General features: G+C 31.6%; 27 protein-coding genes and 1 pseudogene. 16 read left to right on the forward strand and 12 right to left on the reverse strand.

The window, feature by feature from the left end; all coding sequences use genetic code 11:
- Nucleotides 1-62: 62 nt before the first annotated feature.
- Together ACXQH5_RS05720 and ACXQH5_RS05725 are read right to left on the reverse strand one after the other, a co-directional pair.
- A complete protein-coding gene (locus tag ACXQH5_RS05720) occupies nt 63-1007 on the reverse strand; it encodes a magnesium transporter CorA family protein (protein WP_000633068.1) in 945 nt (314 codons plus the stop codon).
- Between the two features lie 45 nt (nt 1008-1052).
- On the reverse strand, nt 1053-1676 hold the full coding sequence (locus tag ACXQH5_RS05725; RefSeq protein ID WP_000656768.1) for a TetR/AcrR family transcriptional regulator: 624 nt from the start codon (nt 1674-1676) through the stop codon (nt 1053-1055).
- A gap of 160 nt (nt 1677-1836) precedes the next feature.
- Here ACXQH5_RS05725 and ACXQH5_RS05730 point away from each other — a divergent pair, with 160 nt between their 5' ends.
- The 5 genes from ACXQH5_RS05730 (at nt 1837) to ACXQH5_RS05750 (ending at nt 5454) form a co-directional block, all read left to right on the forward strand.
- Nucleotides 1837-3114: a YhgE/Pip domain-containing protein gene (locus ACXQH5_RS05730; RefSeq protein ID WP_001020017.1), complete on the forward strand. Its 1278-nt coding sequence runs from the start codon at nt 1837-1839 to the stop codon at nt 3112-3114.
- A 205-nt stretch (nt 3115-3319) separates the two neighbouring features.
- Nucleotides 3320-3751, forward strand: a complete 432-nt coding sequence (locus ACXQH5_RS05735; protein WP_001253464.1) for a DUF2871 domain-containing protein — start codon at nt 3320-3322, stop codon at nt 3749-3751.
- 104 nt (nt 3752-3855) lie between these two features.
- On the forward strand, nt 3856-3972 hold the full coding sequence (locus ACXQH5_RS05740) for a hypothetical protein (RefSeq protein ID WP_001805726.1): 117 nt from the start codon (nt 3856-3858) through the stop codon (nt 3970-3972).
- 10 nt (nt 3973-3982) lie between these two features.
- Complete coding sequence (locus tag ACXQH5_RS05745; protein ID WP_000655978.1) at nt 3983-5017, forward strand: NAD(P)/FAD-dependent oxidoreductase; 1035 nt, start codon at nt 3983-3985, stop codon at nt 5015-5017.
- A 35-nt stretch (nt 5018-5052) separates the two neighbouring features.
- Nucleotides 5053-5454, forward strand: a complete 402-nt coding sequence (locus ACXQH5_RS05750) for a GNAT family N-acetyltransferase (protein ID WP_170833339.1) — start codon at nt 5053-5055, stop codon at nt 5452-5454.
- A gap of 45 nt (nt 5455-5499) precedes the next feature.
- On the opposite strand, the gene ACXQH5_RS05755 is transcribed toward ACXQH5_RS05750, so the two are convergent.
- Nucleotides 5500-6504 (reverse strand): oxidoreductase, encoded by a 1005-nt coding sequence (locus tag ACXQH5_RS05755; protein WP_000573239.1) that lies wholly within the window; start codon nt 6502-6504, stop codon nt 5500-5502.
- Nucleotides 6505-6690: 186 nt separating this feature from the next.
- Here ACXQH5_RS05755 and ACXQH5_RS05760 point away from each other — a divergent pair, with 186 nt between their 5' ends.
- Together ACXQH5_RS05760 and ACXQH5_RS05765 are read left to right on the forward strand one after the other, a co-directional pair.
- Entirely contained in the window at nt 6691-7206 is a 516-nt protein-coding gene (locus ACXQH5_RS05760) for a GNAT family N-acetyltransferase (protein WP_000907331.1), read from the forward strand.
- Between the two features lie 313 nt (nt 7207-7519).
- Nucleotides 7520-8149 (forward strand): hypothetical protein, encoded by a 630-nt coding sequence (locus ACXQH5_RS05765; protein ID WP_000827006.1) that lies wholly within the window; start codon nt 7520-7522, stop codon nt 8147-8149.
- Between the two features lie 154 nt (nt 8150-8303).
- On the opposite strand, the gene ACXQH5_RS05770 is transcribed toward ACXQH5_RS05765, so the two are convergent.
- Nucleotides 8304-9977: a CDP-glycerol glycerophosphotransferase family protein gene (locus ACXQH5_RS05770; RefSeq protein ID WP_025175305.1), complete on the reverse strand. Its 1674-nt coding sequence runs from the start codon at nt 9975-9977 to the stop codon at nt 8304-8306.
- 316 nt (nt 9978-10293) lie between these two features.
- On the opposite strand from ACXQH5_RS05770, the gene ACXQH5_RS05775 reads away from it, so the two are divergent.
- Both ACXQH5_RS05775 and mqo read left to right on the forward strand, forming a co-directional pair.
- Nucleotides 10294-11892, forward strand: a complete 1599-nt coding sequence (locus tag ACXQH5_RS05775; protein ID WP_000960862.1) for an L-lactate permease — start codon at nt 10294-10296, stop codon at nt 11890-11892.
- Between the two features lie 381 nt (nt 11893-12273).
- Nucleotides 12274-13752, forward strand: a complete 1479-nt coding sequence (mqo, locus tag ACXQH5_RS05780) for a malate dehydrogenase (quinone) (protein WP_000211380.1) — start codon at nt 12274-12276, stop codon at nt 13750-13752.
- 126 nt (nt 13753-13878) lie between these two features.
- On the opposite strand, the gene ACXQH5_RS05785 is transcribed toward mqo, so the two are convergent.
- Both ACXQH5_RS05785 and ACXQH5_RS05790 read right to left on the reverse strand, forming a co-directional pair.
- The gene (locus ACXQH5_RS05785; RefSeq protein ID WP_000696069.1) at nt 13879-14961 is read right to left on the reverse strand and encodes an ABC transporter permease; all 1083 of its coding nucleotides are present in this window, start codon (nt 14959-14961) and stop codon (nt 13879-13881) included.
- Entirely contained in the window at nt 14958-15686 is a 729-nt protein-coding gene (locus tag ACXQH5_RS05790; RefSeq protein WP_000340145.1) for an ABC transporter ATP-binding protein, read from the reverse strand. Before ACXQH5_RS05790 ends, ACXQH5_RS05785 begins: the two co-directional genes overlap by 4 nt.
- A 133-nt stretch (nt 15687-15819) precedes the next feature.
- Between ACXQH5_RS05790 and ACXQH5_RS05795 the strand changes: the two genes are divergently transcribed.
- Entirely contained in the window at nt 15820-16383 is a 564-nt protein-coding gene (locus ACXQH5_RS05795; protein WP_000372851.1) for a TetR/AcrR family transcriptional regulator, read from the forward strand.
- A gap of 177 nt (nt 16384-16560) precedes the next feature.
- On the opposite strand, the gene ACXQH5_RS05800 is transcribed toward ACXQH5_RS05795, so the two are convergent.
- From ACXQH5_RS05800 to hssR, 4 genes are all read right to left on the reverse strand, one after another.
- Entirely contained in the window at nt 16561-17016 is a 456-nt protein-coding gene (locus ACXQH5_RS05800) for a DUF3021 domain-containing protein (protein ID WP_000793174.1), read from the reverse strand.
- Nucleotides 17013-17456: a LytTR family DNA-binding domain-containing protein gene (locus tag ACXQH5_RS05805; protein WP_000977025.1), complete on the reverse strand. Its 444-nt coding sequence runs from the start codon at nt 17454-17456 to the stop codon at nt 17013-17015. Before ACXQH5_RS05805 ends, ACXQH5_RS05800 begins: the two co-directional genes overlap by 4 nt.
- A gap of 162 nt (nt 17457-17618) precedes the next feature.
- Nucleotides 17619-18992, reverse strand: a complete 1374-nt coding sequence (hssS, locus tag ACXQH5_RS05810; protein ID WP_000477337.1) for a heme sensor histidine kinase HssS — start codon at nt 18990-18992, stop codon at nt 17619-17621.
- On the reverse strand, nt 18985-19659 hold the full coding sequence (gene hssR / locus ACXQH5_RS05815; protein WP_000249498.1) for a DNA-binding heme response regulator HssR: 675 nt from the start codon (nt 19657-19659) through the stop codon (nt 18985-18987). The genes hssS and hssR overlap by 8 nt, the downstream gene beginning before the upstream one ends.
- 135 nt (nt 19660-19794) lie before the next feature.
- Here hssR and ACXQH5_RS05820 point away from each other — a divergent pair, with 135 nt between their 5' ends.
- Both ACXQH5_RS05820 and ACXQH5_RS05825 read left to right on the forward strand, forming a co-directional pair.
- Nucleotides 19795-20850: an ABC transporter permease gene (locus ACXQH5_RS05820; protein WP_000761404.1), complete on the forward strand. Its 1056-nt coding sequence runs from the start codon at nt 19795-19797 to the stop codon at nt 20848-20850.
- Complete coding sequence (locus ACXQH5_RS05825; protein ID WP_001229921.1) at nt 20850-21515, forward strand: ABC transporter ATP-binding protein; 666 nt, start codon at nt 20850-20852, stop codon at nt 21513-21515. The genes ACXQH5_RS05820 and ACXQH5_RS05825 overlap by 1 nt, the downstream gene beginning before the upstream one ends.
- A 230-nt stretch (nt 21516-21745) precedes the next feature.
- On the opposite strand, the gene ACXQH5_RS05830 is transcribed toward ACXQH5_RS05825, so the two are convergent.
- Nucleotides 21746-22714, reverse strand: a complete 969-nt coding sequence (locus ACXQH5_RS05830) for a YdcF family protein (protein ID WP_001824289.1) — start codon at nt 22712-22714, stop codon at nt 21746-21748.
- 194 nt (nt 22715-22908) lie between these two features.
- On the opposite strand from ACXQH5_RS05830, the gene ACXQH5_RS05835 reads away from it, so the two are divergent.
- From ACXQH5_RS05835 to ACXQH5_RS05850, 4 genes are all read left to right on the forward strand, one after another.
- Entirely contained in the window at nt 22909-23364 is a 456-nt protein-coding gene (locus ACXQH5_RS05835; RefSeq protein WP_000238542.1) for a MarR family winged helix-turn-helix transcriptional regulator, read from the forward strand.
- Nucleotides 23365-23603: 239 nt separating this feature from the next.
- The gene (gene tcaA, locus ACXQH5_RS05840) at nt 23604-24986 is read left to right on the forward strand and encodes a glycopeptide resistance protein TcaA (protein WP_000833799.1); all 1383 of its coding nucleotides are present in this window, start codon (nt 23604-23606) and stop codon (nt 24984-24986) included.
- Between the two features lie 23 nt (nt 24987-25009).
- Nucleotides 25010-25144, forward strand: a complete 135-nt coding sequence (locus ACXQH5_RS05845) for a hypothetical protein (protein ID WP_031845047.1) — start codon at nt 25010-25012, stop codon at nt 25142-25144.
- A 109-nt stretch (nt 25145-25253) separates the two neighbouring features.
- A complete protein-coding gene (locus ACXQH5_RS05850; RefSeq protein WP_000998865.1) occupies nt 25254-26462 on the forward strand; it encodes a multidrug effflux MFS transporter in 1209 nt (402 codons plus the stop codon).
- 115 nt (nt 26463-26577) lie between these two features.
- Here ACXQH5_RS05850 and ACXQH5_RS05855 read toward each other — a convergent pair.
- Nucleotides 26578-26746, reverse strand: a pseudogene (locus tag ACXQH5_RS05855) (IS5/IS1182 family transposase); the annotation flags it as partial.

Consider the following 26746-nt stretch of genomic DNA (forward strand, 5'->3'; position numbering starts at 1 on the left):
AAGTATCAGTCACTGCAAATGCAATAGGATGAAACTTTAAGCTGTCATACCTTTTAATTTAGTTATAATTTCTGTTTTCGCCATAAGAAAATACTAACAATTACGACAAGAATTAATGAAATACCTACCACAATAATCCAAGATATATAACTATGGTCATCAATTGGCAACGGCACATTCATACCGAAGAAACTAAATACGAGCGTTGGTAACGTTAATAATACCGTGAAAAGTGTTAATGTCTTCATAATCGTATTCATATCATTAGATAATAAGGAAGCGTATGATGTTGTGATACTTTCTAAGATACGTTGATGTAATTCTGTTGTTTCGATGGCTTGGTTATTTTCAATGATTAAATCTTCTAGTAATTCTTCATCTTCTTCAAAACGTTTAATTGCAGGTAAACGGAATAACTTTTTAATAATTGTATCGTTACCTTTTAAGGCAGCTAAAAAGTATACTAAACTTTTTTCAACTTCCATTAATTTGAAAAGTTGTTTGTTAGTAATGTTATTTTTTAGTTCTTTCTCAATACGAATTCTACTTTTATTAAGTAATCGTAAGTTACGATTATAATGGTCGGCAATAGTAGTTAAAATTTCTAATGCAAATCTGCTGTGAAATTTTAAATTAATATCACGCTTAGGTAAATTTTCTAAAAATTCATTTTCAGCGTCACAAACTGTTACGATAATACCGTTGCCAATAATAATACCTAATGGAATCGTTACAAAAGATAGAACGCTACGATTAGTTGAATTGACGATAGGTAAATCAATAATGATTAATGAGTAACCAGTATCTTCGTCATATTCAATACGGGAACTTTCTTCTGAGTCCAAAGGGTCACGTATAAAGTCTTCAGGTATATTATATTGTTCCATAAGATTTTCAATTTCTTCTCGGTCTGGTTCTACTACATTAATCCATGACGCTGTGTGATCTAATGGTGTTTTTATAATATGTTTATCTATATCTTCAGAATGTCTGAATGAAGTAATCATGATATATAGTTCCTTTCTAAAGGATTTAGGAAAAGCGAGTATTACTTAAGTTAGTGAATCAAGGTTTGATTTATGCAAGCGGTTTTCTGCCATTATTCTTAATGGACCATTAAAAACAATATTATGCACATGTTTAGCTAATTCATCAACTGAAATGGGCTGTTTGTCCATTACCCAGTATTTAATAATTGAAATTGTTGCTCCGGAAACGTAACTGTAAAAATACATCTCTGGAATGCCTCCGATAGAATGATTGATACTAATATAACGTTGCATATTATTTTTAATATGTTCGTTGATTTTTAATTCTAATTGACTCGTGCGTTCCAATTGTAAAATAGTATGATAAAACTCTAAATTATCATGAATATGCTGGAAAATATTTTTAAGTATATTATTTACAAAAGTATTCGCAATGTCTTCAATTGAAGAACCGCGTAACAAATCAAATTGAGTATATGTCGTTAGTTCTGAAATATATTCATCTTCCATATCTGCGAGTAACATATATTTATCCTCGTAATGTAAGTAAAATGTCCCTCTATTGATATCAGCGCGTGTTGTTATGTCGCGAATGGTAATCTTTTCTAAATCTTTTTCTTGTAGTAATTTAGTGAACGCTTGTTTAATGGAGGACTTTGTCTTTCTAATTCGCCTATCTTCTTTCAAAAATAAATCAACCTCCTTGTGTTATTGAACAATGTGGGTGTATTTGTCTATTAATAAACGTATTGATGAACATTGTGTATTGTTTATTCCCACTTACATATTATAATAGACAACATGCGAAATATTCAACACATTGTCTAATAAGGAGGTAATTAATAAAATGAATATATTTAAAAATAAATTATTATGGATTGCACCAATAGCAACTATGATTATCTTGGTAATCTTTTCTTTAGCTTTTTATCCTGCATATAATCCTAAACCAAAAGATTTACCAATTGGTATATTAAATGAGGATAAAGGTACAACGATTCAAGATAAAAATGTTAACATTGGTAAAAAATTAGAGGATAAATTATTAGATAGTGATTCTAATAAAATTAAATGGGTTAAGGTTGATAGTGAAAAAGACCTTGAAAAAGATTTGAAAGATCAAAAAATCTTTGGAGTAGCTATTATTGATAAAGACTTTTCAAAAGATGCTATGAGTAAAACACAAAAAGTAGTTATGGATAGTAAAAAAGAAGAAATGCAACAAAAAGTTGCTTCAGGTGAAATTCCACCACAAGTAGTTCAACAAATGAAACAAAAAATGGGGAATCAACAAGTAGAGGTTAAGCAGGCTAAATTTAAAACGATTGTAAGTGAAGGATCAAGCTTACAAGGTTCACAAATTGCATCGGCTGTGTTAACTGGTATGGGTGATAATATTAATGCTCAAATTACGAAGCAAAGTTTGGAAACATTAACGAGTCAAAATGTTAAAGTCAATGCCGCAGACATCAATGGTTTGACGAATCCAGTAAAAGTGGATAATGAAAAACTTAATAAAGTTAAAGATCACCAAGCAGGTGGTAATGCACCATTCCTAATGTTTATGCCAATTTGGATAGGTTCAATCGTAACGTCTATCTTATTGTTCTTTGCATTTAGAACTAGTAACAATATCGTCGTGCAACATCGTATCATTGCTTCAATTGGACAAATGATATTTGCAGTTGTTGCAGCATTTGCAGGTAGCTTTGTTTATATTTATTTCATGCAAGGCGTTCAAGGATTTGATTTTGACCATCCAAATCGTATCGCAATTTTTGTAGCACTTGCGATTCTTGGTTTCGTGGGCCTTATTTTAGGTGTTATGGTATGGCTAGGTATGAAGTCAATTCCAATTTTCTTCATTTTAATGTTCTTTAGTATGCAACTTGTAACGTTACCTAAACAAATGTTGCCTGAAAGTTATCAAAAATATGTATATGATTGGAATCCATTCACACACTATGCAACAAGTGTAAGAGAACTATTGTACTTGAATCATCATATTGAATTAAATAGTACAATGTGGATGTTTATAGGGTTTATGATTTTTGGGGCTGTATCAAGTTTAGTTTCAGCTATTGTTAGAAAACATAGCACAAAACGTACTGAAGTGCCGTCATAATTTAATAAATAGAAATATAGCTATACAAGACGTTTGTAGCGAGCGTCATGGTATAGCTATTTTATTTGTATAGCGCTTGATGTAAAGTTATTTTAGCTGTCATACTATGTGCTAAACCAAATTCAGTTGTGTCATATCTTCGCTTTTTTGTCACTGTTATAATCGGTATAATCGGATATAATGAAAAGGTGAGGGAGGATTCAAAATGCGTAGGTTATTATATTCATTTCTTTTTTATATGATCATAGGTTTATTTAGTGGCTTTTTCTATAGAGAGCTAACAAAAGCATATGATTTTACTGGTACAACACAATTATCACTTGTACACACACATACACTTATTTTAGGTATGTTTATGTTTTTAATTTTATTACCATTGGAGAAGTTATTTAAATTATCAAGTTACTACTTATTTAACTGGTTCTTTTATGTATATAACATAGGTGTTATCGTTACTATAGGTATGATGGTGACAAAAGGATTCTTCCAAGTCACTGGTAAATCATACTCTCCAGAAGCATTTGCAGGCTTTGCAGGTATTGGGCACACAGGTATGCTTGCAGGTTTATTGTTGCTATTTTTCCTTTTAAGACAAGCAATTCTTAAAGAACCACGTGATGAGTCTTTTAAAAAATAATATAACTAGAACTAAAAAATATACACATCTTTCAAAGGAACATTGTTGTTTCGTACTTTGAAAGGTGTGTTTTTATATTGTGATGGGATAGTTATTGATAATTCATGGCTAACTATGCGATTTATTTTAACAATATAAATATTAATAGTATAATGTCTTTAAATGATAATAATTATCAATTTGAGCGCGTTAATGAAAGAAATGAATATAGAGAGTCATAGGAGGCACATAATGAAAGACGTTACAATCATTGGTGGCGGTCCGTCTGGTTTGTATGCAAGCTTTTATGCTGGATTGCGAGATATGTCTGTAAGATTGATAGATGTTCAATCTGAATTAGGGGGTAAGATGAGAATTTACCCTGAAAAAATTATTTGGGATATTGGCGGCATTGCGCCAAAACCTTGTCATGAAATTTTAAAAGATACAATTAAGCAAGGATTATATTTTAAACCGGAAGTTCATTTGAATGAACGTGTGGTAGATATTAGGAAAAAGGCAGAACGTCATTTCGAAGTTGAAACAGAAGCGGGAAAAATATATACATCGAAAGCAGTTATCATTGCAATTGGTGCGGGTATTATTAATCCAAAACAATTAGATGTTAAAGGTGTAGAGAGATATCAATTAACTAATTTACATTATGTTGTACAAAGTTACAGACGTTTCAAAGATAAAGATGTATTAATATCAGGTGGAGGAAATACAGCATTAGATTGGGCGCATGATATTGCCAAGATTGCTAAAAGCGTGACAGTTGTTTATCGAAAAGAAGATGTAAGTGGTCATGAAGCGATGAAAACGCTGGTGACAGATTTAAATGTGAAACTATGCCCGAAAACACGTATTAAATACTTGGTCGGCAATGATGATGAAACGCATATAAGTGAAGTTGTTTTGGAACATGTTGAAAGTGGTGATACGCATACAGTTAAATTTGACGATGTCATTATTAGCCATGGTTTTGATCGTTGTAATACATTATTGAGTGAAACATCTTCAAAGCTAGATATGCATGATGATTGTCGTGTTAAAGGATTTGGTAATACGACAACAAGTATACCTGGTATCTATGCGTGTGGAGATATTGTTTATCATGATGCAAAATCACATCTAATTGCAAGTGCATTTAGTGATGGTGCAAATGCAGCGAACCTTGCTAAAACATATATCCAACCAGATGCGAATGCAGAAGGTTATGTTTCAAGTCATCATGAAGTGTTTAAAGAAGCGAATAAGACTATTGTAAATAAACATTTATACTAGGTTTATATATTGTGTGATGAAAAGTGGGGTAAATAATGGTTAAAGTGACATATGATATTCCGACTTGCGAGGATTATTGCGCATTAAGGATTAATGCAGGTATGAGTCCAAAGACGCGCGAAGCAGCTGAAAAAGGATTACCTAATGCCTTATTTACAGTAACCTTGTATGATAAAGATCGGTTAATTGGTATGGGTAGAGTGATTGGCGATGGAGGAACTGTTTTTCAAATTGTTGATATTGCAGTTTTGAAAAGTTACCAAGGTCAAGGGTACGACAGTCAAATTATGGAACATATTATGAAGTATATTAAAAATGTATCTGTCGAAAGTGCATACGTTAGTCTGATCGCAGACTACCCAGCGGATAAATTATATGCAAAATTTGGATTTATGCCTACCGAACCAGATTCAGGCGGTATGTATATCAAATACTAAATTAAAAAAGACATCTCGCATAACGGGATGTCTTTTTCATGAATACTATTTATCTACACCGAAATCGATAACAATGCGGCCTTTATTTTCATGTTTAATTACTTTGTTAAGTTGTTCTGGAAGTTCATCAAATGTAATAACTTGCTTGATCTCATGTAAATTTTCAGGCTTTAAATCTTTTGCGAGACGACGCCAAACGCGCTGTCTTAATTTCATAGCAGTAAATACTGAGTCAATTCCTAAAATGTTTACACCTCTTAAAATGTGAGGGAATACAGAATTAGTATAAGTATTACCAGCAGTCATACCAATAACTGCAATTGATCCACTATGATTTAAACGCTTTGTAACATAATTAATACCTTCGCCACCAACAGGGTCTACACAAGCTTGCCAAGTTGATGATGCGAGTGGCTTTTTATGATCATCTTCAACAGGAAGTCGATCGATAACTTCTTTGGCACCAAGTTCAAGTAATTGATCGCTAACATCTTGTTTACCTGTACTTGCGATAACTTTATAACCAAGTTCATTAAGCATGAGTACTGCTAAAGTACCGACACCACCTGAAGCACCGCGAACGAGTACAGGACCATCTTCAATATTCATTCCAACTTTTTCAAGTCTTTCAATTGCTAAACCGGCAGTATAACCAGCTGTGCCATATATCATTGATTCTTCTAATGTTAAAGTATCAGGAAGCTTGATAATCCATTCTGATTTTACACGCGCATATTCACTAAAACCGCCATAATGGCTAACACCTAGGTCATAACTCGTTACAATTACTTGTTCTCCTTTTTCAAAACCTGGTGCTTCGGATTCAACAATTGTTCCAGCTAAATCTATTCCTGGAATCATAGGATACGATTTTACGACTGCATTATGATCTTGAGTCGCTAAAGCATCTTTATAATTTATACCAGAGTAATGTACTTTAATCAGCACATCTCCTTTAGGTAAATCAGTAGGCGATAATTGTTTGAAAGTTGGTGTCACTTTACCGCTCTCATCTTTATCAATTACAAACGCTTTAAATGTTTCTATCACAACGATACATCCTCTCTTTTTCTCTTTTGAAAGTATGGCCATTTTACTGGAATAAATGTATCATTTATTGATGTTACACACAATCAATACAATTTGTAATTGATTTGTGTTAATGTATTTTTAAATAGTTTTGGCTGAAAAATTAAGTAATATTTTGATTCGATCACTGTTTATTGGAGGATTTATATGGCTGGGATAATCAAAGAGATTTCAAAACAAGATGCTAGTGAATTAGTTGAATTAGCAACTAGCACATTTTATGACACGTTTGGTTCTTACTATGATGACAAAGATTTTGAACAATTTTTTAAAGACAATTATACTGTAGAAAAATTTACACAAGAGATTAACCATGTAGATTCATTTCATTATTTTTATCAAGAAGATGGTGCGAATGTTGGTTATATAAAGATGAATATTAATAGTGCTCAAACTGAAGAAATGGGGGAGACCTATTTAGAAGTGCAGCGCATATACTTTTTGAAAGACTTTCAAGGTGGCGGAAGAGGTTCACAATTGATAGAATTGGCCGAAAAAATTGCACAAGAACATAATAAACATAAAATTTGGCTAGGAGTTTGGGAGCATAATCCTCGTGCTCAAGCATTTTATAAACGTCATGGATTTAAAGTGGTTGGTGAACATCATTTTCAAACAGGTGATGTAACGGATACAGATTTAATTATGGAAAAAGAGGTATAATGATTGTTTTTGCAGCAGATAAAATGAAATCATAGTAATAAATATTGTGTATACCTTGAAATGCTAAATGCGTAATGAATTGTTAAAGTAAAATAATTAAATTTATAGAAAACATAAAATTCACAAAAATTAAATAATAATGAACAAAAATTAGGGTATAATAAAAAGAACCTTAGATTGTAGTTATGGGTATTGTGATAATTCAAATCATATTAATGTTGACGTCTTTGGTAACAAGCCATGAAATGATACACATGGTAGATATGTATTTCAAGCTTATTCAATGAATATCGAATTATAGGAGGAGATATGTATGAAAAGATTAGTTACAGGGTTACTAGCATTATCATTATTTTTAGCTGCATGTGGTCAAGATAGTGACCAACAAAAAGACAGTAATAAAGAAAAAGATGATAAAGCGAAAACTGAACAACAAGATAAAAAAACAAATGATTCATCTAAAGATAAGAAAGACAATAAAGATGATAGTAAAGACGTAAACAAAGATAATAAAGATAATAGTGCAAACGATAACCAGCAACAATCTAATTCAAATGCAACAAACAATGACCAAAACCAAACAAATAATAACCAATCAAGTAATAATCAAGCGAATAATAATCAAAAATCAAGTTACGTTGCACCATATTATGGACAAAATGCCGCGCCGGTTGCACGTCAAATTTATCCGTTTAATGGAAATAAAACTCAAGCTTTACAGCAATTGCCAAATTTCCAAACAGCTTTAAATGCGGCTAATAATGAAGCAAATAAATTTGGTAGTAATAATAAAGTGTATAATGATTATTCTATTGAAGAACATAATGGCAACTATAAGTATGTGTTTAGTTTTAAAGACCCAAATGCAAATGGAAAATATTCAATTGTAACGGTTGATTATACTGGACAAGCAATGGTTACTGATCCAAACTACCAACAATAATGTTAATATAACTATGATGTAAGTTAAAAAAATAAAACGGTAAACTCTATAATATGAATTAGGGTTTACCGTTTTTTTGCGTATTTTAAAGTATAAAAGTTTACGTTCTATAGTACTTTTAAACCTCATTCACAGCCACTGAGGAATTTAAACACTATTGATTAGATGTCATCTTAGACAATATAAGTTGTGAAATAGATTCTAATGGTTGTTCTTTATGTTGTATTTGTGGATATTTAATCACTGGTATTGCCTGGGAAATTAAATTATTAATTAATAATTGTCGGTCTGTATACCAAATTTTTGATAGATGACGCCAAATATCTTCGTTAACACCTTGAGACTCAATATATTGACTGTGATTTGGAGTGTATAATGCTACTGTTTTGTCTATAGCCATCGCATCAAATATTATATTTGAGTAATCAGTGATAACGACATCAGACATTAGAATTAAGTCTTGAGCACTAAGATACTTTGGTGCAACAAGCGCCTCTTCTGGTAACATCGTTTCATCAACACCCTGAACCACAACATGATAGGCTTTGAATAAAGCATCTGATAGTGGTAATTGTTGCGCACTCACTAATCCAATAGGTGCGTATAATAAAACTGGTTTTTGATCATTTATTTTAAACGATTTCTTATACTGTTGTTGAGTAGTACTTTCGTTACGCTTTTGTAGTAAATATTGGTGTTTAGGATTACCATAAGCCAATACATTTGCTTGGTGACTAGGAAAAGCCGTTTGATAAAAGTGGCTAATATCATCAGCAGAATGTATAACATAATCGAATTGCAACCAGCGATTATACCTTTTAGCACGATAAAATGGTGTTTCTATATTTTTAATAGGTTCTTTACTATCTAAAAATAATTGCATTATTGGTGTGCCTTGATGTAATTGAATTAAAGTACCGTTTGGTTGTAACGTTTCAGGTATATCATTTTCAACTAAAACTACGCGTGCGCTGTTAATCAATTCGTCAGCTTTTTCAGACTTAGGTGATATGAAATGTGGTCCGCGACGATCGTCAGTAACAAAATAACAGGCAGTCATTGGATTATGTTTAACGAAGTAAGTAAATAAATATTTTGAATTACCTATATATTGATGATGATCACCGATAAAAACGATGTGATCTTTTAAAACGTTTGGTTGCTTCGTATACAAGCCGAGGTTTTGTAATTGTTTGTTATCAGCACGTTGCTTTGCTATTTTATATAACCATTTAGGTAGCATAAACTTGGTAGAATACAACCAATTATCTGGTGAATTAAGTTGTTCTGAATCCTCGATAAAAAGGTTACGAAAAGGTATAGGATGATGATCAATATAAGCCATTTTATTCAAATAAAACTGAGACATCATATCAAAATCTTCAATAGTTTTAATAGTTTCCCATATTGAAGCACTTGTTGCTAAAGGTGCCTTGAAATCGAAGACGACATGACCATCGTTTGATAAATCACCTTTCAGAAGTGTCAATAAAGCTAAATCGAAAATCGTTTCTACAGGGTAATAATGTATTAAATCAAGAGTCTGTTGAATCGCATATATCAGGTTAGGATAATAATTATTGTTTTGAGCCCAATCGGCAATGTTAATCGATGATTGACCGAAATAGTGACAATCATTTTTGTATTGTCCATCCACAGTATAATCAACCACGATAGACTTAGGATATAATTGAACCGCATCTAACATAGATTGATAAATCATTATCTCATTGGCATATGGAACGACATGTGTATAACCTTCAGAATGAGCTTTCATTAATTGAGATTCAAACTTTTGCATATTAGAAACATTTATCTGTTTAATCATTGCTATAACTTCCATTTCTCATCGTAGTATCTTCCTTATTTTAGCACGGTCTTATGTAAAATTCATGAATAGTATAAGTTACTTCATTACATTAAGTACAATTCATTTTGATGAACAGATTTAAAATGAAAAATAAAACAATTAAATAGGAAAGTGATATTGTTAATAGTCTGAAAAAATGGTATATTTTAATTGTGAAAAAAATCACATTAATCTCACTGTTCTGTAAAATGTTATCGATAACAAAATGCTATAGCCAGAGCATGATTTTAATGAAGCAATTACACTACTACTTTATGGAAAGAAGAGTCAGCCTATGTTAGTAAATACGTTTAACCCATTTGATAATTTATTATTATCGTCTTTAATTGCAGCAATACCGATTGTACTGTTTTTACTTTGTTTAACTGTTTTTAAAATGAAAGGTATTTATGCAGCCATTACAACACTTGTTGTAACATTACTGATTGCAATACCATTTTTCAAATTGCCAGTTGGTATCGCTTCTGGTGCAGTAGTCGAAGGTTTCTTCCAAGGTATCATTCCGATTGGCTATATCGTTATGATGGCAGTATTGTTATACAAAATTACTGTTGAATCTGGACAATTTTTAACAATTCAAGATAGTATTACAAATATTTCACAAGACCAACGTATTCAAGTTTTACTTATTGGATTTGCATTCAACGCATTTTTAGAAGGTGCAGCAGGATTTGGTGTACCAATTGCAATTTGTGCACTTTTATTAACACAATTAGGATTTAATCCATTAAAAGCTGCGATGTTATGTTTAGTCGCAAATGCAGCGTCTGGTGCTTTTGGTGCGATTGGTATCCCTGTAGGTGTTGTAGAAACGTTGAAATTACCTGGAGATGTTTCAGTATTAGGTGTTTCTCAATCAGCAACTTTAACATTGGCAATCATAAATTTCATTATTCCATTCTTACTTATCTTTATTATTGATGGTTTTAGAGGTGTTAAAGAAACATTACCAGCAATTTTAGTAGTTTCAATCACTTATACACTTACTCAAGGATTATTAACTGTATTCAGTGGACCTGAATTAGCAGATATTATTCCACCGTTATTAACAATGTTAGCATTAGCAGTATTTTCTAAAAAATTCCAACCAAAACACATTTATCGTGTTAATAAAGATGAAGAAATTGAACCTGCAAAAGCACATTCTGCAAAAGCAGTATTACATGCATGGAGTCCGTTCATTGTATTAACAGTCATTGTAATGATTTGGAGTGCGCCATTCTTTAAAAACTTATTCTTACCAAATGGTGCTTTATCATCATTAGTATTTAAATTCAACTTACCTGGAACAGTCAGCGAAGTTACGCATAAACCATTAGTATTGACTTTAAATATTATTGGACAAACAGGTACAGCTATTTTATTAACTATTATTATTACAATTTTAATGTCTAAAAAGGTTAACTTTAAAGATGCAGGTAGATTATTCGGTGTTACATTTAAAGAATTATGGTTACCAGTTCTTACAATTTGTTTCATCTTAGCAATTTCTAAAATCACAACTTATGGTGGTTTAAGTGCAGCAATGGGTCAAGGTATTGCTAAAGCAGGTAATGTCTTCCCAGTTCTATCACCAATCTTAGGTTGGATAGGTGTGTTTATGACAGGATCAGTTGTAAATAACAACTCATTATTTGCACCAATTCAAGCTTCTGTTGCACAACAAATTGGAACAAGTGGTTCACTTCTTGTATCTGCTAATACAGTTGGTGGTGTAGCGGCAAAACTAATTTCACCACAATCAATTGCAATTGCAACTGCAGCAGTAAAACAAGTTGGTAAGGAATCAGAATTATTAAAAATGACATTGAAATACAGTGTATGTTTACTAATATTCATCTGTATTTGGACTTTCATCTTGTCATTACTATAAATAAACGTATTTCAAAATATAAATATACAGAGGGTGAGATGTTTTCTAACATCTCATCTTTTTTTTAATGGATCATTAATGAAAGAAGTTTGACATTATAATAATGGTAGCGCTTTATGTTAAAATGAAGAGTGAGTAATCAGCAATCAAATTAAATTGGTTGATAGCTGTTAAGGTTTGTGGTTTTGTCTTTGTGCTATCGCACATAAAGTATATAATTAAAGTAGTTTCGTTATTATAGAATATTAATATACATAGTAGATAGTAATAGAGCATCACCATGGGAACCTATTGAGACACTTATTGATTCAAAGTGGTATTAATATGTCGTATTTCTCGAACGTTCCATTATTCATTTTAAAAAGGGGGACTGTATTTGTTATGACAACACAACATAGCAAAACAGATGTCATCTTAATTGGTGGCGGTATTATGAGTGCAACATTAGGAACATTACTTAAAGAATTATCACCTGAGAAAAATATTAAAGTGTTTGAAAAATTATCACAACCTGGCGAAGAGAGTTCAAATGTATGGAATAATGCCGGTACAGGGCATTCAGCACTTTGCGAGTTGAACTATACAAAAGAAGGTAAGGATGGCACAGTTGATTGTAGTAAAGCAATTAAGATAAATGAGCAGTACCAAATTTCAAAGCAGTTTTGGGCATATTTAGTTAAAACAGGACAATTAGATAACCCAGATCGCTTTATTCAAGCGGTGCCACACATGAGTTTCGTCATTGGCGAAGATAATGTAGCTTTTATAAAAAGTCGTGTTGCAACGTTAAAGAAAAGTGTTTTATTCGAAAAAATGAAATTATCGCAAGATGAAGAAGAAATGAAATCTTGGGTACCGTTAATGATTGAAGGTCGTAAGTCTGATGAACCAATTGCTTTAACTTATGATGAAACTGGTACAGATGTTAATTTTGGTGCGTTAACTGCAAAGTTATTTGATAATTTAGAACAACGTGGTGTGGGAATTCAATATAAGCAGAATGTATTAGACATCAAGAAACAGAAATCTGGGGCATGGCTAGTTAAAGTTAAAGATTTAGAAACAAACGAAACGACAACATATGAATCTGATTTTGTATTTATTGGTGCTGGCGGTGCGAGTTTACCATTACTCCAAAAGACTGGAATTAAACAATCAAAACATATTGGTGGTTTCCCAGTAAGTGGATTATTCCTGCGCTGTACAAATCAAGAAGTGATTGATCGTCATCATGCTAAAGTATACGGAAAAGCAGCAGTGGGTGCGCCACCAATGTCAGTGCCGCACTTAGATACACGCTTTGTAGACGGCAAGCGTTCATTGTTATTTGGTCCATTTGCAGGTTTCTCACCTAAATTTTTAAAAACTGGTTCACATATGGATTTAATTAAATCGGTTAAGCCAAATAATATCGTGACGATGTTATCTGCAGGTATCAAAGAAATGAGTCTTACGAAGTATTTAGTGTCACAATTGATGTTATCTAATGATGAGCGTATGGATGATTTAAGAGTCTTTTTCCCAAATGCTAAAAATGAAGATTGGGAAGTGATTACAGCAGGGCAACGTGTCCAAGTAATCAAGGATACTGAGGAATCTAAAGGTAACTTACAATTTGGTACCGAAGTCATTACGTCAGATGATGGCACATTAGCTGCATTACTTGGTGCATCACCTGGTGCGTCAACAGCTGTAGATATTATGTTTGATGTTTTACAGCGATGCTATCGTGATGAATTCAAAGGATGGGAACCCAAGATTAAAGAAATGGTGCCGTCATTTGGTTATCGTTTAACAGATCATGAGGATTTATATCACAAAATTAATGAAGAAGTAACTAAGTATTTACAAGTTAAATAATAAACAAAACGGTAATGTCTTTTTAATGTGATAGACATTACCGTTTTTTTAGTGGTTGTTTTTATTATCAGTGCTTTATATTTAAAAGCTTATCTTGATTGAAGTCATTTAAAAGTTTTGGAGAATTTATACCTGTCTGTATCGTTTTAAACCAACAATATTTAAGATAATAAAGGCCATGATAAAAATCATTAGAATTAGTAAATCGAACCATATATTACTCCAACCTTGCCCCTTAATCATAACATTGGTTAAAGCATCACCAGCATATCTGAGAGGGAAGATATAGCCAATGTTACCTAGCCAATCAGGCATATTTTCAAGTGGGAAAATTCCTGAAAAGAATACCTGAGGTACAGCAACTAGTGGAATAAATTGAATCATTTGAAACTCAGAATTAGCAAACGTTGAAATGAAAATTCCCATAGATAATGCTGTAATAGCTAAACAAATATTAATCAAAATTACATACCATAAGCTACCTGCTAAATTAATGTTCAATAAATATATTGAAAATAGGACTATGATTAATGTTTGAATGATTGCGAATATACCATAGCCAATCAGATAACCAAGGACGATTTCACTTCGACGAATTGAAGTTGATAATACACGTTCTAACGTACCTGTTGTACGTTCACGTAATAAAGCTATACCTGATATTAGAAATACAAATAAAAATACAAAGAAGCCCATTAGTATTGGAAACATTTTATCGAAATAAGTACTATCAGAATTACCGTATAAATAGGAATGTGAAATCTTAATATCTTGTTTGTTTGGTGCTTTCATGGTCGGAGGTGCTTTTTCAATTAGATGCTTTATACTGCTTATTTTATCTTGTTGTATAGCTTTGCCAATCATTTGTTTGATCATATTAGATTTGTTAGGGTCTTCATTTGTATAAATGACATGCAATGTTTGATTTTCTTGGTAAATATAACCATCAAGATGATTATTCTCGATTTTAGATTTGATATTTTCATGAGAATGGAACGTTTGAGTTTTTATGTCGGATGATGGCAATTGTTTTGTTATATTTGATGAAACAGATGTATCGATACCGATTTTCAAATCGTTTTCATCACCGTTAAAAATAAAATACATAAGCGTCAATATTAAAATTGGTGCTAGAAACATTAGCGCAAGTGTACGTTTATCACGTAACATTTCTTTTAATACTCGTCTAACAATAGCTAAAATTTTCATGATTGACGAACCTCCTCAGCTTTAATAAATACCGCTTCAATTGTATCTACATTAAATCTTTGTTTTAAATTGGTTGGCGTATCTATAGCAAATATTCTTCCGTCGACAATAAGTCCAACTTTATCGCAACGTTCCGCCTCATCCATAACATGTGTTGTGATGACGACACTCTTTCCGTTTTTGGTCATTTGCTTGAATTGTTGCCATATTTGTTGGCGCAATTTAGGGTCAATGCCTACAGTTGGTTCATCTAATATGATTAATTCCGGTTCGGCCAACAATGTTATTGCTAAAGATAATCGGCGTTTCATGCCTCCTGAAAACTGTGCAACTTTTTTATTTAACGCTTGCTCTAAATTCACTAGAACGATATGTTTTTCAATATTATCTTTTAATAAATTTCCTTTCAGTCCTGACAAACGACCGTAAAACTCTAGGTTTTCATAAGCAGTTAAGTTTTCGTATAATGCATCAGTTTGCCCCATATAGCCTAATCGATTTAAAGCTTTGCGATTAGGCATCTTATGAGCGAAAATTTCTGCAGATCCAGAATCTATCTTTTCCATACCTAGTAAACACTTTATTGTTGTTGTTTTACCAGAACCACTAGGACCTATTAACCCTAGCAGTTCACCTTTATTGATTGACATACTAATTTCGTTTAATACGTGATGCTTGTTATACGTTTTTACAACTTTATCTAACTTCGCGATAGTTGCGTCCATGACAACCCCTCCTAAATTGAGATACATTTCACTTTATTTATATATCATCTTAAGCGTATATTAAGATTGCGAATAAAATATTAATAGATAGTGAACATATTTTCTTTTAATGTTCAGAAAAAAGGTGGGGCATATGGATCAAACAGCTTTTACGGATAGTCGTGTAACGAAAACGATAAATCGCATACATGATGGAATGATAAATCTATTAAAAACGAAGGCATATAATGATATAACTGTTAAAGATATATGTGAAAAGAGTCAAATAAGTCGGACAACCTTTTATACACATTACAAAACTAAAGATGATTTTATATACAGCTATCTTAATACATTGTTAAAAGAAGCAAAAAAGAAATTTCTTAAAAGTGAAACTCTGACACAAGCAATATTTTTAAAAAAGATGGTTTATTTTTGGCTAAGCGAAGGTCAGCTCATTTTAATGTTATTAGGTGATGAGAGTGCTTATAAATTACATCAAGTCATAAAAAAATCACTACAACAACGTATCGAAATTAATGTTGTACCAGTATTAAATACAAAAATGTTAACGACGAAGGAAAAGTATTTTTTACTTATTTTTATGAGTAATGCAATCATTGGTGTGTTACAAGATTGGGTCAAACGAGGATATAAAGAGAGTCCTAAAGAAGTAGCAGAAATTATGAATAAAATATTTGAAAATGCATTTCGTTAGGTTTTTATCATGATAAGTTGATGTCGTAAAGTACAGTTGCAGTTACAATTCAAATTGAGATTAGTCAAAACATATTATTCAGTTCATGCGTATTTAAAATAAATACGACATAAAGCTATACATTGCAGAAGAGACTACTTTAATGCAATGTATAGCTTTTATAATTTTAATAAAAAATCATTTTAATTGTTTCAGTTGCTCGTTAATAGTGTCTACGTAGTTCTTGTTTCTAAAGAATTGAATAATCCAAATCAATGTGTAAACCACAATAAAGATAATTGTAAATATGATTAGGTAATTTATTGTTAGTGGAAACCAACCGGCAAGTATTGCTAAAGGTAAGAATCCGACATACGTTGTTATGAAATGCACTATAGTTGCTTTAGTAATGCCCCAATCTGTGTATTTAAAGATAAAATCTCCAAGGAAAAAGACGACGCCTATGAGTAACCATAAAATGATAGAAATCAACATTACGGTAGTTTCTGTGAAATGCGTATAATACAATATGCCAATAGTTGATTGTGGGTTCAGTGGATAATATTTGCCGTCTGCAAATAACATACTAAAGAACAGTGAAAGGGTCAAACCAATGATTAAGCTAATGAATAATGAGTTTTTCAAATTTTTCATATTGATAAGCGCTCCTTTATAGATTTTAAATAACGTCTAGAAGAATAGGTGTAGTGTGCATCTTTAAGATACATACGTATAAGTCCATTTGGCTCTAATAATAATTTTTCAATGCAATACTTGTTGACGATTTCTGATTTGGAAATGCGAATGAAATGTTGTGGTAATTGTTTTTCTAGTTCATAAAGTCGTAATTTTAGTTTGAATTTTTGATTGCTTGTAATGGCTGTTACATTTTTATTAATAACTTGGAATGTTATAACATCTGATATATGAATGATATGGATTTCTTTGTCTATGTATCCGACTAATGTATGTGATTTGTCTAAATCATTGACTGCATTAATAATACTTTGAACGTGATCATTCATTTTAGGTGCATGTATATCAATATAAGATTCCGTCTCATTTGCATTGATAAATAAATTGAGTTTCATCATAGGTTAATGCCTCCTTCAAAATTATTAAACCATAAACGGCCATCGATATATTTAAAATGTGTTGAATGGTAGAAATTAAATGTTAAGTGGCTATAAAGCGCTAATCAATATAAAAGGTACCTCCTGAAATAAAAACAGAAATGTTTTTTCAGGAGGTAGAGATTAATGTGAATTATTTGGCAGTGTAATAGTAAAGGTGGTTACATACTCGTTACTTTGTGTGAATTGGATTGTACCATGATGCAATTCAATGATGGATTTTGTAATTGCAAGACCTAAACCATTGCTATTATCATGTTTGCTCACTTTATAAAAACGTTCAAATAAACGTGCTTCAGCTTGTGGACTAATTGGTGAACCATCATTACTTATTGTGAAAATGATGTTGTTATGACTATGTTGCAAAGCGATGTCAATGGCACCACCAACATCTGTATATTTAATAGCATTTATTAATAAATTACTCAATGCTTGATGTAACAAACGTTGATTTCCTAGGAAATTGATTGATTCTAGGTCAGCTAAAATGATTAACGACTTTTCATCAGCAGCAAATTGTTCATGTCGAATGATATCTTTAATGAGTTGATCGACTTTAATCTTATCATCGAATAATAAATGTTGGTGATTATCTAATTCGGATAAGAGCAATAATTCAGTTGTTAATCCGCTCAGCTGTGTTGTAATGGTATAAATATCATTTATATATTGTTGTCGTAATGTTTTATCAGAAGTTTGTTGTAACTCGCTTAATAAATGATGAATATGTGTTAATGGTGTTTTGATTTCATGAGATACATTTTGTACAAAATGCTGCCTCATTTGATCAACTTGTCCCAATGACTCTCTCATCTTATTAAAGTGATACTGTAATGTTCCAATTTCATCTTTGCGTGTTTGTTTGATAGGTGTTTCAAAATCACCATCAATTAAGCGTTCGGTCGCAAGCTTTAACTTTTTTACTGGACGAATGATTGAATAGGTTGATGCGATAACTAATGAAATCGAGATAAATAATAATAACATTAACAAGACGGCTAAGAATGTTCTAAACTCGCTAAATGTTTCTCCAATATCTGGACGCATGAATACTGCTATTGAACCGTCTTTTGTCTTAAAGTTAATACCAACAGTATTATCTGTTACATTGTCGAAAAATCCAGTTACGAATAATGCGAATGGTTTATCTTTAATACCATGATAATCTTTATTATTTAACACGTTGTTAATAGCATTTTGTGATAAAGTATCTTCTCTAAAAGGCTCCCCATAAAATGTCTTATGACCTTTTTGATCAACGGTCATTATTTGGTAATTCATTTGCCCTAAATGTTTGAAATATTGTTGAATGTGCGTTGGTTTAGCCGATTGTTCATATTGTCTTGCTTCTTTAAGCGTCTTCATGATTTTCGCGTCATTAGATGCTTTTAAATTATAATGATAGTAAACATTTGTTAATACAAAACTTATTAATGCACTAAATAAAATAACCGTAATGGAATAAATCGCAATTCTAGCATAGAGTGTTTTAAACATGATTCTCCACCTTATAGCCTTGTCCTCTTACTGTTTCAATTGTAAGTGTGGCATTTAATTTTTTTAATCTTTGGCGTAGTCGCTTAATATGAACGTCAACTGTTCGTTCATCTCCTTCATAATCATAGCCCCAAATTTTTTCTATTATCTGTTCTCGAGTAAAGATTTGCTTAGGACGTGTTGCAAGCATAAATAATAATTGAAATTCCTTGTTCGGCAACGTCATCGTTTTATTAGATACTTGGAGTTCCAAATAAGATTGGTTTAGCGTTAAGTTGCCAATGGTCATTTCTGAATTTGAATTGATATTATATCGACGTAATACCGCACGAATTCTAAAAATAAGTTCCTTAACCTCAAAGGGTTTGGTTACATAATCGTCAGTACCGCTTATAAACGCACGCTCTTTGTCACTAAGTGCATCCCGCGCTGTTAACATAATAACTGGTATATCATAATCATTTTTTAATGTATTACATAATTGAAAGCCGTCCATACCATCCATCATAATATCTACCACTGCAATATCGACACGCTGTTTTTCTAAAAGTTTTAATGCAGCTTCACCACTTGGTTGTGTGTATGCATCAATGTGCTCTGTTTGTAAATGGCTAGCTATATAATTTAGGATTCGAGGATCGTCATCGACAACAAGACATTGCACCATAGCTATAAACTCCCTTATCTTTTTCATTTATTATACATGTAAAATATTTTTGCGTAAAAAAACAATTGTTCATATTGAGTTCATATTTCAACCTTATACTGACGCTAAAGAAGAAATAGGGAGAAGTGAATCGATATGAAATTAGCGATAAAAGAGATTATGTTTTACAAATTTCGTTATATTTTAATCACATTAATCATTCTTTTATTAAGTATTATGGTGTTATTTATTAGTGGTTTAGCTCAAGGGCTTGGTAGGGAGAATATTTCGTTATTTGAACACTTTGATAATGATGAATATGTTGTTCAAAAAATGAAAGAGCCGCAAATTGAGAAATCGCAACTTAGTGATACGCAACAGAATCAAATTAAAAAGGTAATTCATCAAGAACCATATAAAATGAATGTTCAAACATTGAAATTATCTAATAAAGAACAAGATGTGATTACAATGAATGACGTTAAACAACAACGCTTACAACTTAAAAAAGGTGATTATCCTAAAAATGCTCATGAGGTCGCTATTAATGATAAGTTAGCTGCAGACAACATTAGAGTCGGGGATAGATTACATTTTAAAAATAATTCAACTAGTTATAGAGTTTCTGGAATTTTAAACGACACAATGTATGCGCATAGTTCCATTGTGCTATTGAACGATAACGGATTTAATGCATTGAATAAGGTTAATACGGCATTTTATCCAGTGAAAAATTTAACGCAACAACAACGTGATGAGCTTAATAAAATAAATGACGTTCAAGTTGTGAGTGAAAAAGGTTTAACAGGTAATATTGCGAGTTATCAAGCAGAGCAAGCCCCGTTAAATATGATGATTGTTAGTTTGTTTGCTATTACAGCAATTGTTCTAAGTGCATTTTTCTATGTTATGACGATTCAAAAAATATCACAAATTGGCATTTTGAAAGCAATTGGTATTAAGACAAGACATTTATTGAGTGCGTTAGTTTTACAAATTTTAACACTAACAATAATTGGGGTAGGTATTGCTGTGATCATCATAGTAGGACTATCATTTATGATGCCTGTAACGATGCCTTTTTACTTAACAACGCAAAATATTTTATTGATGGTGGGGATATTTATATTAGTAGCGATTTTAGGTGCCTCACTATCATTTATCAAATTATTTAAAGTGGATCCTATCGAAGCAATTGGAGGTGCAGAATAATGGCATTAGTTGTTAAAGATATCGTCAAAAATTTCGGAGAAGGTTTGTCTGAAACAAAAGTTTTAAAAGGTATTAATTTTGAAGTGGAACAAGGGGAATTTGTCATTTTAAATGGTGCCTCTGGTTCTGGGAAAACAACATTGCTAACGATATTAGGCGGATTGTTAAGTCAAACGAGTGGCACAGTGCTTTACAATGATGCACCATTGTTTGATAAACAGCATCGTCCTAGTGATTTACGATTGGAAGATATTGGTTTTATTTTTCAATCTTCACATTTAGTTCCTTATTTAAAAGTGATAGAGCAATTGACACTCGTAGGCCGAGAAGCGGGAATGACCAAACAACAAAGTTCAAAAAGAGCAATGCAACTTTTGAAAAATATTGGTTTAGAAGATCGCTTGAATGTATATCCGCATCAGTTATCTGGCGGTGAAAAGCAACGTGTTGCGATTATGAGAGCATTTATGAATAATCCGAAAATCATTTTAGCAGATGAACCCACAGCAAGTTTAGATGCCGATAGAGCAACAAAAGTTGCCGAGATGATACGTCAACAAATTAAAGAACAACAAATGATTGGTATTATGATTACACACGATCGAAGATTATTTGAATATGCAGATCGAGTGATTGAATTAGAAGATGGCAAAATAACTGATTAGTGGCTTGTAAAGACGCTAAATGTTAATGATTTAAGACATAGTAGTATAAAAGTTAGATAACAGAATACGATTTGGGTTTACAAAAAAGCACGTCACCATTACATAAAATGATGACGTGCTTTAGTTTATTTATTTTCAATATAACAATTGTCTAATCAAGGATTAACGAATATTTAAAGATAGTTTGACGCAATATTAGAAACAACCTATAATAATAGTTTATTTGTGGATTAACTATTATACATAAAAGCGGCGTAAAGACATATAAACCAACTACTTGAACAATATAACGTTAATAACAATCTATACTGATACATTACGCCTAGATAATCTTTAATGAGCACATGTAAGAAAAAGTGATATGGTGTATGACTTCCGACACCATCGATAGATAAACCTAATTTTTGGGCTAGTCGTAAGGCGCGTAATACATGAAACTGACTTGTTACGCAAACAATTTTAACTGCTTTATGATACAAATTGTTGATGATTTGTTTAGAATATAAAAAGTTTGTGTATGTATTTATAGAGTGAGATTCCATTAGTATATCTGTTTTATCAACACCATGTGCAATCAAATAACGTTGCATAGCTAAAGCTTCAGGAATTGGTTCGTCTGGTCCTTGTCCGCCAGATACAATGATCTTTGTTGCTGATGCTTGTTGTTGATAGATATCAAGTGCACGGTCTAAACGCGCTGCAAGCATTGGTGTGACAAATTCGGTAAAAATACCAGCACCTAACACAATTATGATATCGACTTCTTTGTTGTATGATCTATGTCTATATGATACTGTCCAAACGAGATAACAAATAAAGGTTAGTAACAGGGAAAGGCATAATATAGCTAACCACATAGACAAACCTTTCACAATGGGTGACTGAATCGTACTTATAAATAGAAGTGCTGATGTGTAGAGTACAAATTTATATGAAAAAGATAATAATTTTTTAATAAATAAGCGACTAGAAGTATGAGAAAATAAATATCTATGTTTGAATAGCATGATAATACTGATTATTATAAATGTTACAAACATAGACCAAGGGAAAGTATAGGTCATGATGCTATAGATGAGTGACAAAAATATCGATATGACAACTAAGATGTAGCATGTTAAATTTAACGTCAGAGTATAGTTGAAAATTAACGGACAAATAACGATAAGTATAAATATTAATAATAAATTCAATAACATACTGACACCTCGCTTATAATAAATATTAAATATAAATGTAGATGATTTAATTTATTAAAGCAAGGAGAACGTAGCAACATGTAAGTCTTAATTTGTTATATTATATATGAGTCAATATTTTTGTGTTTTTTAGATGTGCGATACAATGATTGCTGAGGATACTTTATAAAAATAGTAATTAGGGAGAAATAATTATGGTAAAACATTTACAAGACCATATTCAATTTTTAGAGCAGTTTATAAATAACGTTAACGCATTAACTGCAAAAATGTTGAAAGATTTACAAAATGAATATGAAATTTCATTAGAGCAGTCTAACGTATTAGGTATGTTAAATAAAGAACCTTTGACAATTAGTGAAATCACGCAAAGACAAGGTGTAAATAAGGCTGCAGTAAGCCGACGAATTAAAAAGTTAATCGATGCTAAATTAGTTAAGTTAGATAAACCAAATTTAAATATTGATCAACGTTTGAAATTCATAACCTTAACTGACAAAGGTAGAGCATATTTGAAAGAACGTAATGCGATTATGACAGATATTGCGCAAGATATTACTAATGATTTAAATTCTGAAGATATTGAAAATGTAAGGCAAGTATTAGAAGTCATCAATCATCGCATTAAAACATATAGCAATCATAAATAGGTTTTTGAAGGTGTTCAAATATAAGACTAAATATGTATGTATTGAACACCTTCTTTTTAGTTATAATTGAGAGAGTACTTTCATAAATAATGTAATAAGGTACAATTCTAAAGTAAAGTTAATCATTTCTTGAATTGTATTCTTGGGATAATATTTGTAAAATAATAATGGTAAAATAATAAAATAATTTTTGTGATATACATATAACAATTGAAGAGGAACAGAATTGAGGTGAAAATATGAAATCTTGCCCGAAGTGCGGACAACAAGCACAAGATGATGTACAGATATGTACACAATGTGGACATAAATTTGATAGTCGTCAAGCATTATATAGAAAGTCAACCGATGAAGATATACAAACTAATAACATCAAGATGAGAAAAATGGTGCCTTGGGCAATTGGTTTTTTCATTTTAATCTTAATTATTATATTGTTCTTTTTACTAAGAAACTTCAATTCACCTGAAGCGCAAACTAAAATATTAGTGAATGCGATTGAGAATAATGATAAACAAAAAGTAGCAACATTATTAAGTACTAAAGATAATAAAGTAGATTCTGAAGAAGCGAAAGTATACATTAACTATATCAAAGATGAAGTTGGGCTTAAGCAATTTGTCAGCGACCTTAAAAATACGGTACATAAATTGAATAAGAGTAAGACCAGCGTAGCTTCTTATATTCAAACCAGATCTGGTCAAAATATATTACGTGTAAGTAAAAATGGCACACGTTATATCTTTTTCGATAATATGAGCTTTACTGCACCTACCAAGCAACCAATTGTTAAACCGAAAGAAAAAACAAAATATGAGTTTAAATCTGGTGGTAAGAAAAAGATGGTTATAGCTGAAGCAAATAAAGTGACGCCAATAGGTAATTTTATACCGGGGACATATAGAATTCCAGCTATGAAATCAACTGAGAACGGTGATTTTGCAGGCCATTTAAAATTTGATTTTAGACAAAGTAATTCTGAAACGGTAGATGTTACTGAAGATTTTGAAGAAGCAAATATATCTGTAACTTTAAAAGGCGATACAAAATTAAATGATAGTTCTAAAAAAGTAACTATAAATGACCGTGAAATGGCATTTTCAAGTTCCAAAACGTATGGTCCATATCCACAAAATAAAGATATTACCATTTCAGCTTCAGGTAAAGCGAAAGGTAAAACATTTACAACACAGACGAAGACGATTAAAGCCAGCGATTTAAAATACAATACAGAAATAACTTTGAATTTTGACAGTGAAGATATCGAAGACTATGTTGAAAAGAAAGAAAAAGAAGAAAACAGCTTGAAGAACAAATTGATAGAATTCTTTGCTGGATATTCTTTAGCGAATAATGCTGCGTTTAATCAGTCGGATTTTGATTTTGTATCGTCATATATAAAAAAAGGATCATCTTTTTATGATGATGTAAAGAAGCGTGTATCTAAAGGAAGTTTAATGATGATTAGTTCACCACAAATTATAGATGCCGAAAAACATGGTGATAAGATTACCGCAACCGTAAGATTAATAAATGAAAACGGTAAGCAAGTAGATAAAGAATATGAGCTTGAACAAGGTTCGCAAGACCGCTTGCAATTAATCAAGACATCAGAAAAATAGAGTATAAAACTTAAATAAGATGCATGTGTCATGGAATAAAACAATATCCTTTCAAAGTATTTATAATTAGTGTAAATTACTTTGAAGGGATTGTTTTTTGTGAAAAAATTTATGGAGTGCTGAGGTTTATATCATTTTATACCTTTTATAAGTTGTAATGATGTTCATGAAACTTGTGAGTAATGCTAATATATAAAAGAGCATATTTAAAATTAGTTTCTGTTCGTGATAGTTATAAACTAATCATTTTATAAAGGAGGAAATATAGTGAATGATTTAAAGCGTTTTAACAAGCGTTCACCGATATTTATTATTATTTTAGGATCTTTGACGGCCATTGGAGCATTATCAATAGATATGTTTTTGCCTGGATTACCAGATATTAGACAGGATTTTCAAACAACGACGTCTAACGCACAATTAACATTATCGATGTTTATGATTGGTTTAGCGTTTGGTAATTTGTTTGCTGGTCCAATTTCAGATTCAACTGGGCGCAAAAAGCCGCTTATTATAGCTATGATTATTTTTACATTAGCGAGTTTAGGTATTGTTTTTGTACATAATATTTGGCTGATGGTTGCATTAAGATTTCTTCAAGGAGTGACAGGTGGAGCAGCAGCAGTTATTTCAAGAGCTATAGCAAGTGATATGTATAGTGGTAATGAACTAACTAAGTTTATGGCATTATTGATGCTTGTTAATGGTATTGCACCAGTTGTTGCGCCAACAATAGGGGGCATAATTTTAAATTATTCTGTCTGGCGTATGGTCTTTGTCATTCTGACTATCTTTGGCTTCGTCATGGTCATAGGTTCTTTATTAAAAGTACCTGAATCATTAACAGTGACAAATCGTGAGTCAAGTAGTGGATTAAAGACAATGTTTAAAAACTTCAAAATATTATTGAAGACGCCACGGTTTGTATTACCAATGCTCATTCAAGGTATGACATTTGTAATATTATTTACTTATATTTCTGCGTCTCCGTTTATTATTCAAAAAATTTATGGCATGACTGCAATACAATTTAGTTGGATGTTTGCGGGAATTGGTATTACGCTCATTATATCAAGTCAACTTACTGGTTATCTTGTTGATTTTATAGACTCACAAAAATTGATGAGAGGCATGACGATGATTCAGATTATCGGTGTAATTTTAGTGACGATTGTATTGCTTAATCATTGGAACTTTTGGATTTTAGCGATAGGATTTATCATTTTAATAGCACCAGTGACAGGTGTTGCGACACTTGGTTTTACAATAGCTATGGATGAAAGTAGTAGTGGTAGAGGGAGTTCATCAAGTTTATTAGGATTAGTGCAGTTTTTATTTGGTGGTGTTGCATCGCCATTAGTGGGGATAAAAGGTGAAGATAATCCTATACCTTACATAATTATTATTATAGCTACAGCAGTTATATTAATTATTTTACAGATTTATAATATGAGGGTATTTAAAACAAATCGATGATAAACATAGTTTCTTCTATTATATTGAATTGAAAAATTAAAAAACAAAACATGAGCTATTCATAGACCTATGAATTTAGCATCAAAAATAAAAATGAGGCTGGGACATTAAGTTCTTAGGCAATGTAAAAAAGCTGATTTCTATTAATTATTTGATAGAAATCAGCTTTTTTTAAATGTATTTGATAATATACAGCTCGTCGAGCTACTATTTTCCTTATATTAAGTGCCATTAATACAAAACCTAGCTCTCGTTTAACTTTATTTATTCCTCGAACTGACATT

Source organism: Staphylococcus sp. SA22 (assembly GCF_054165785.1).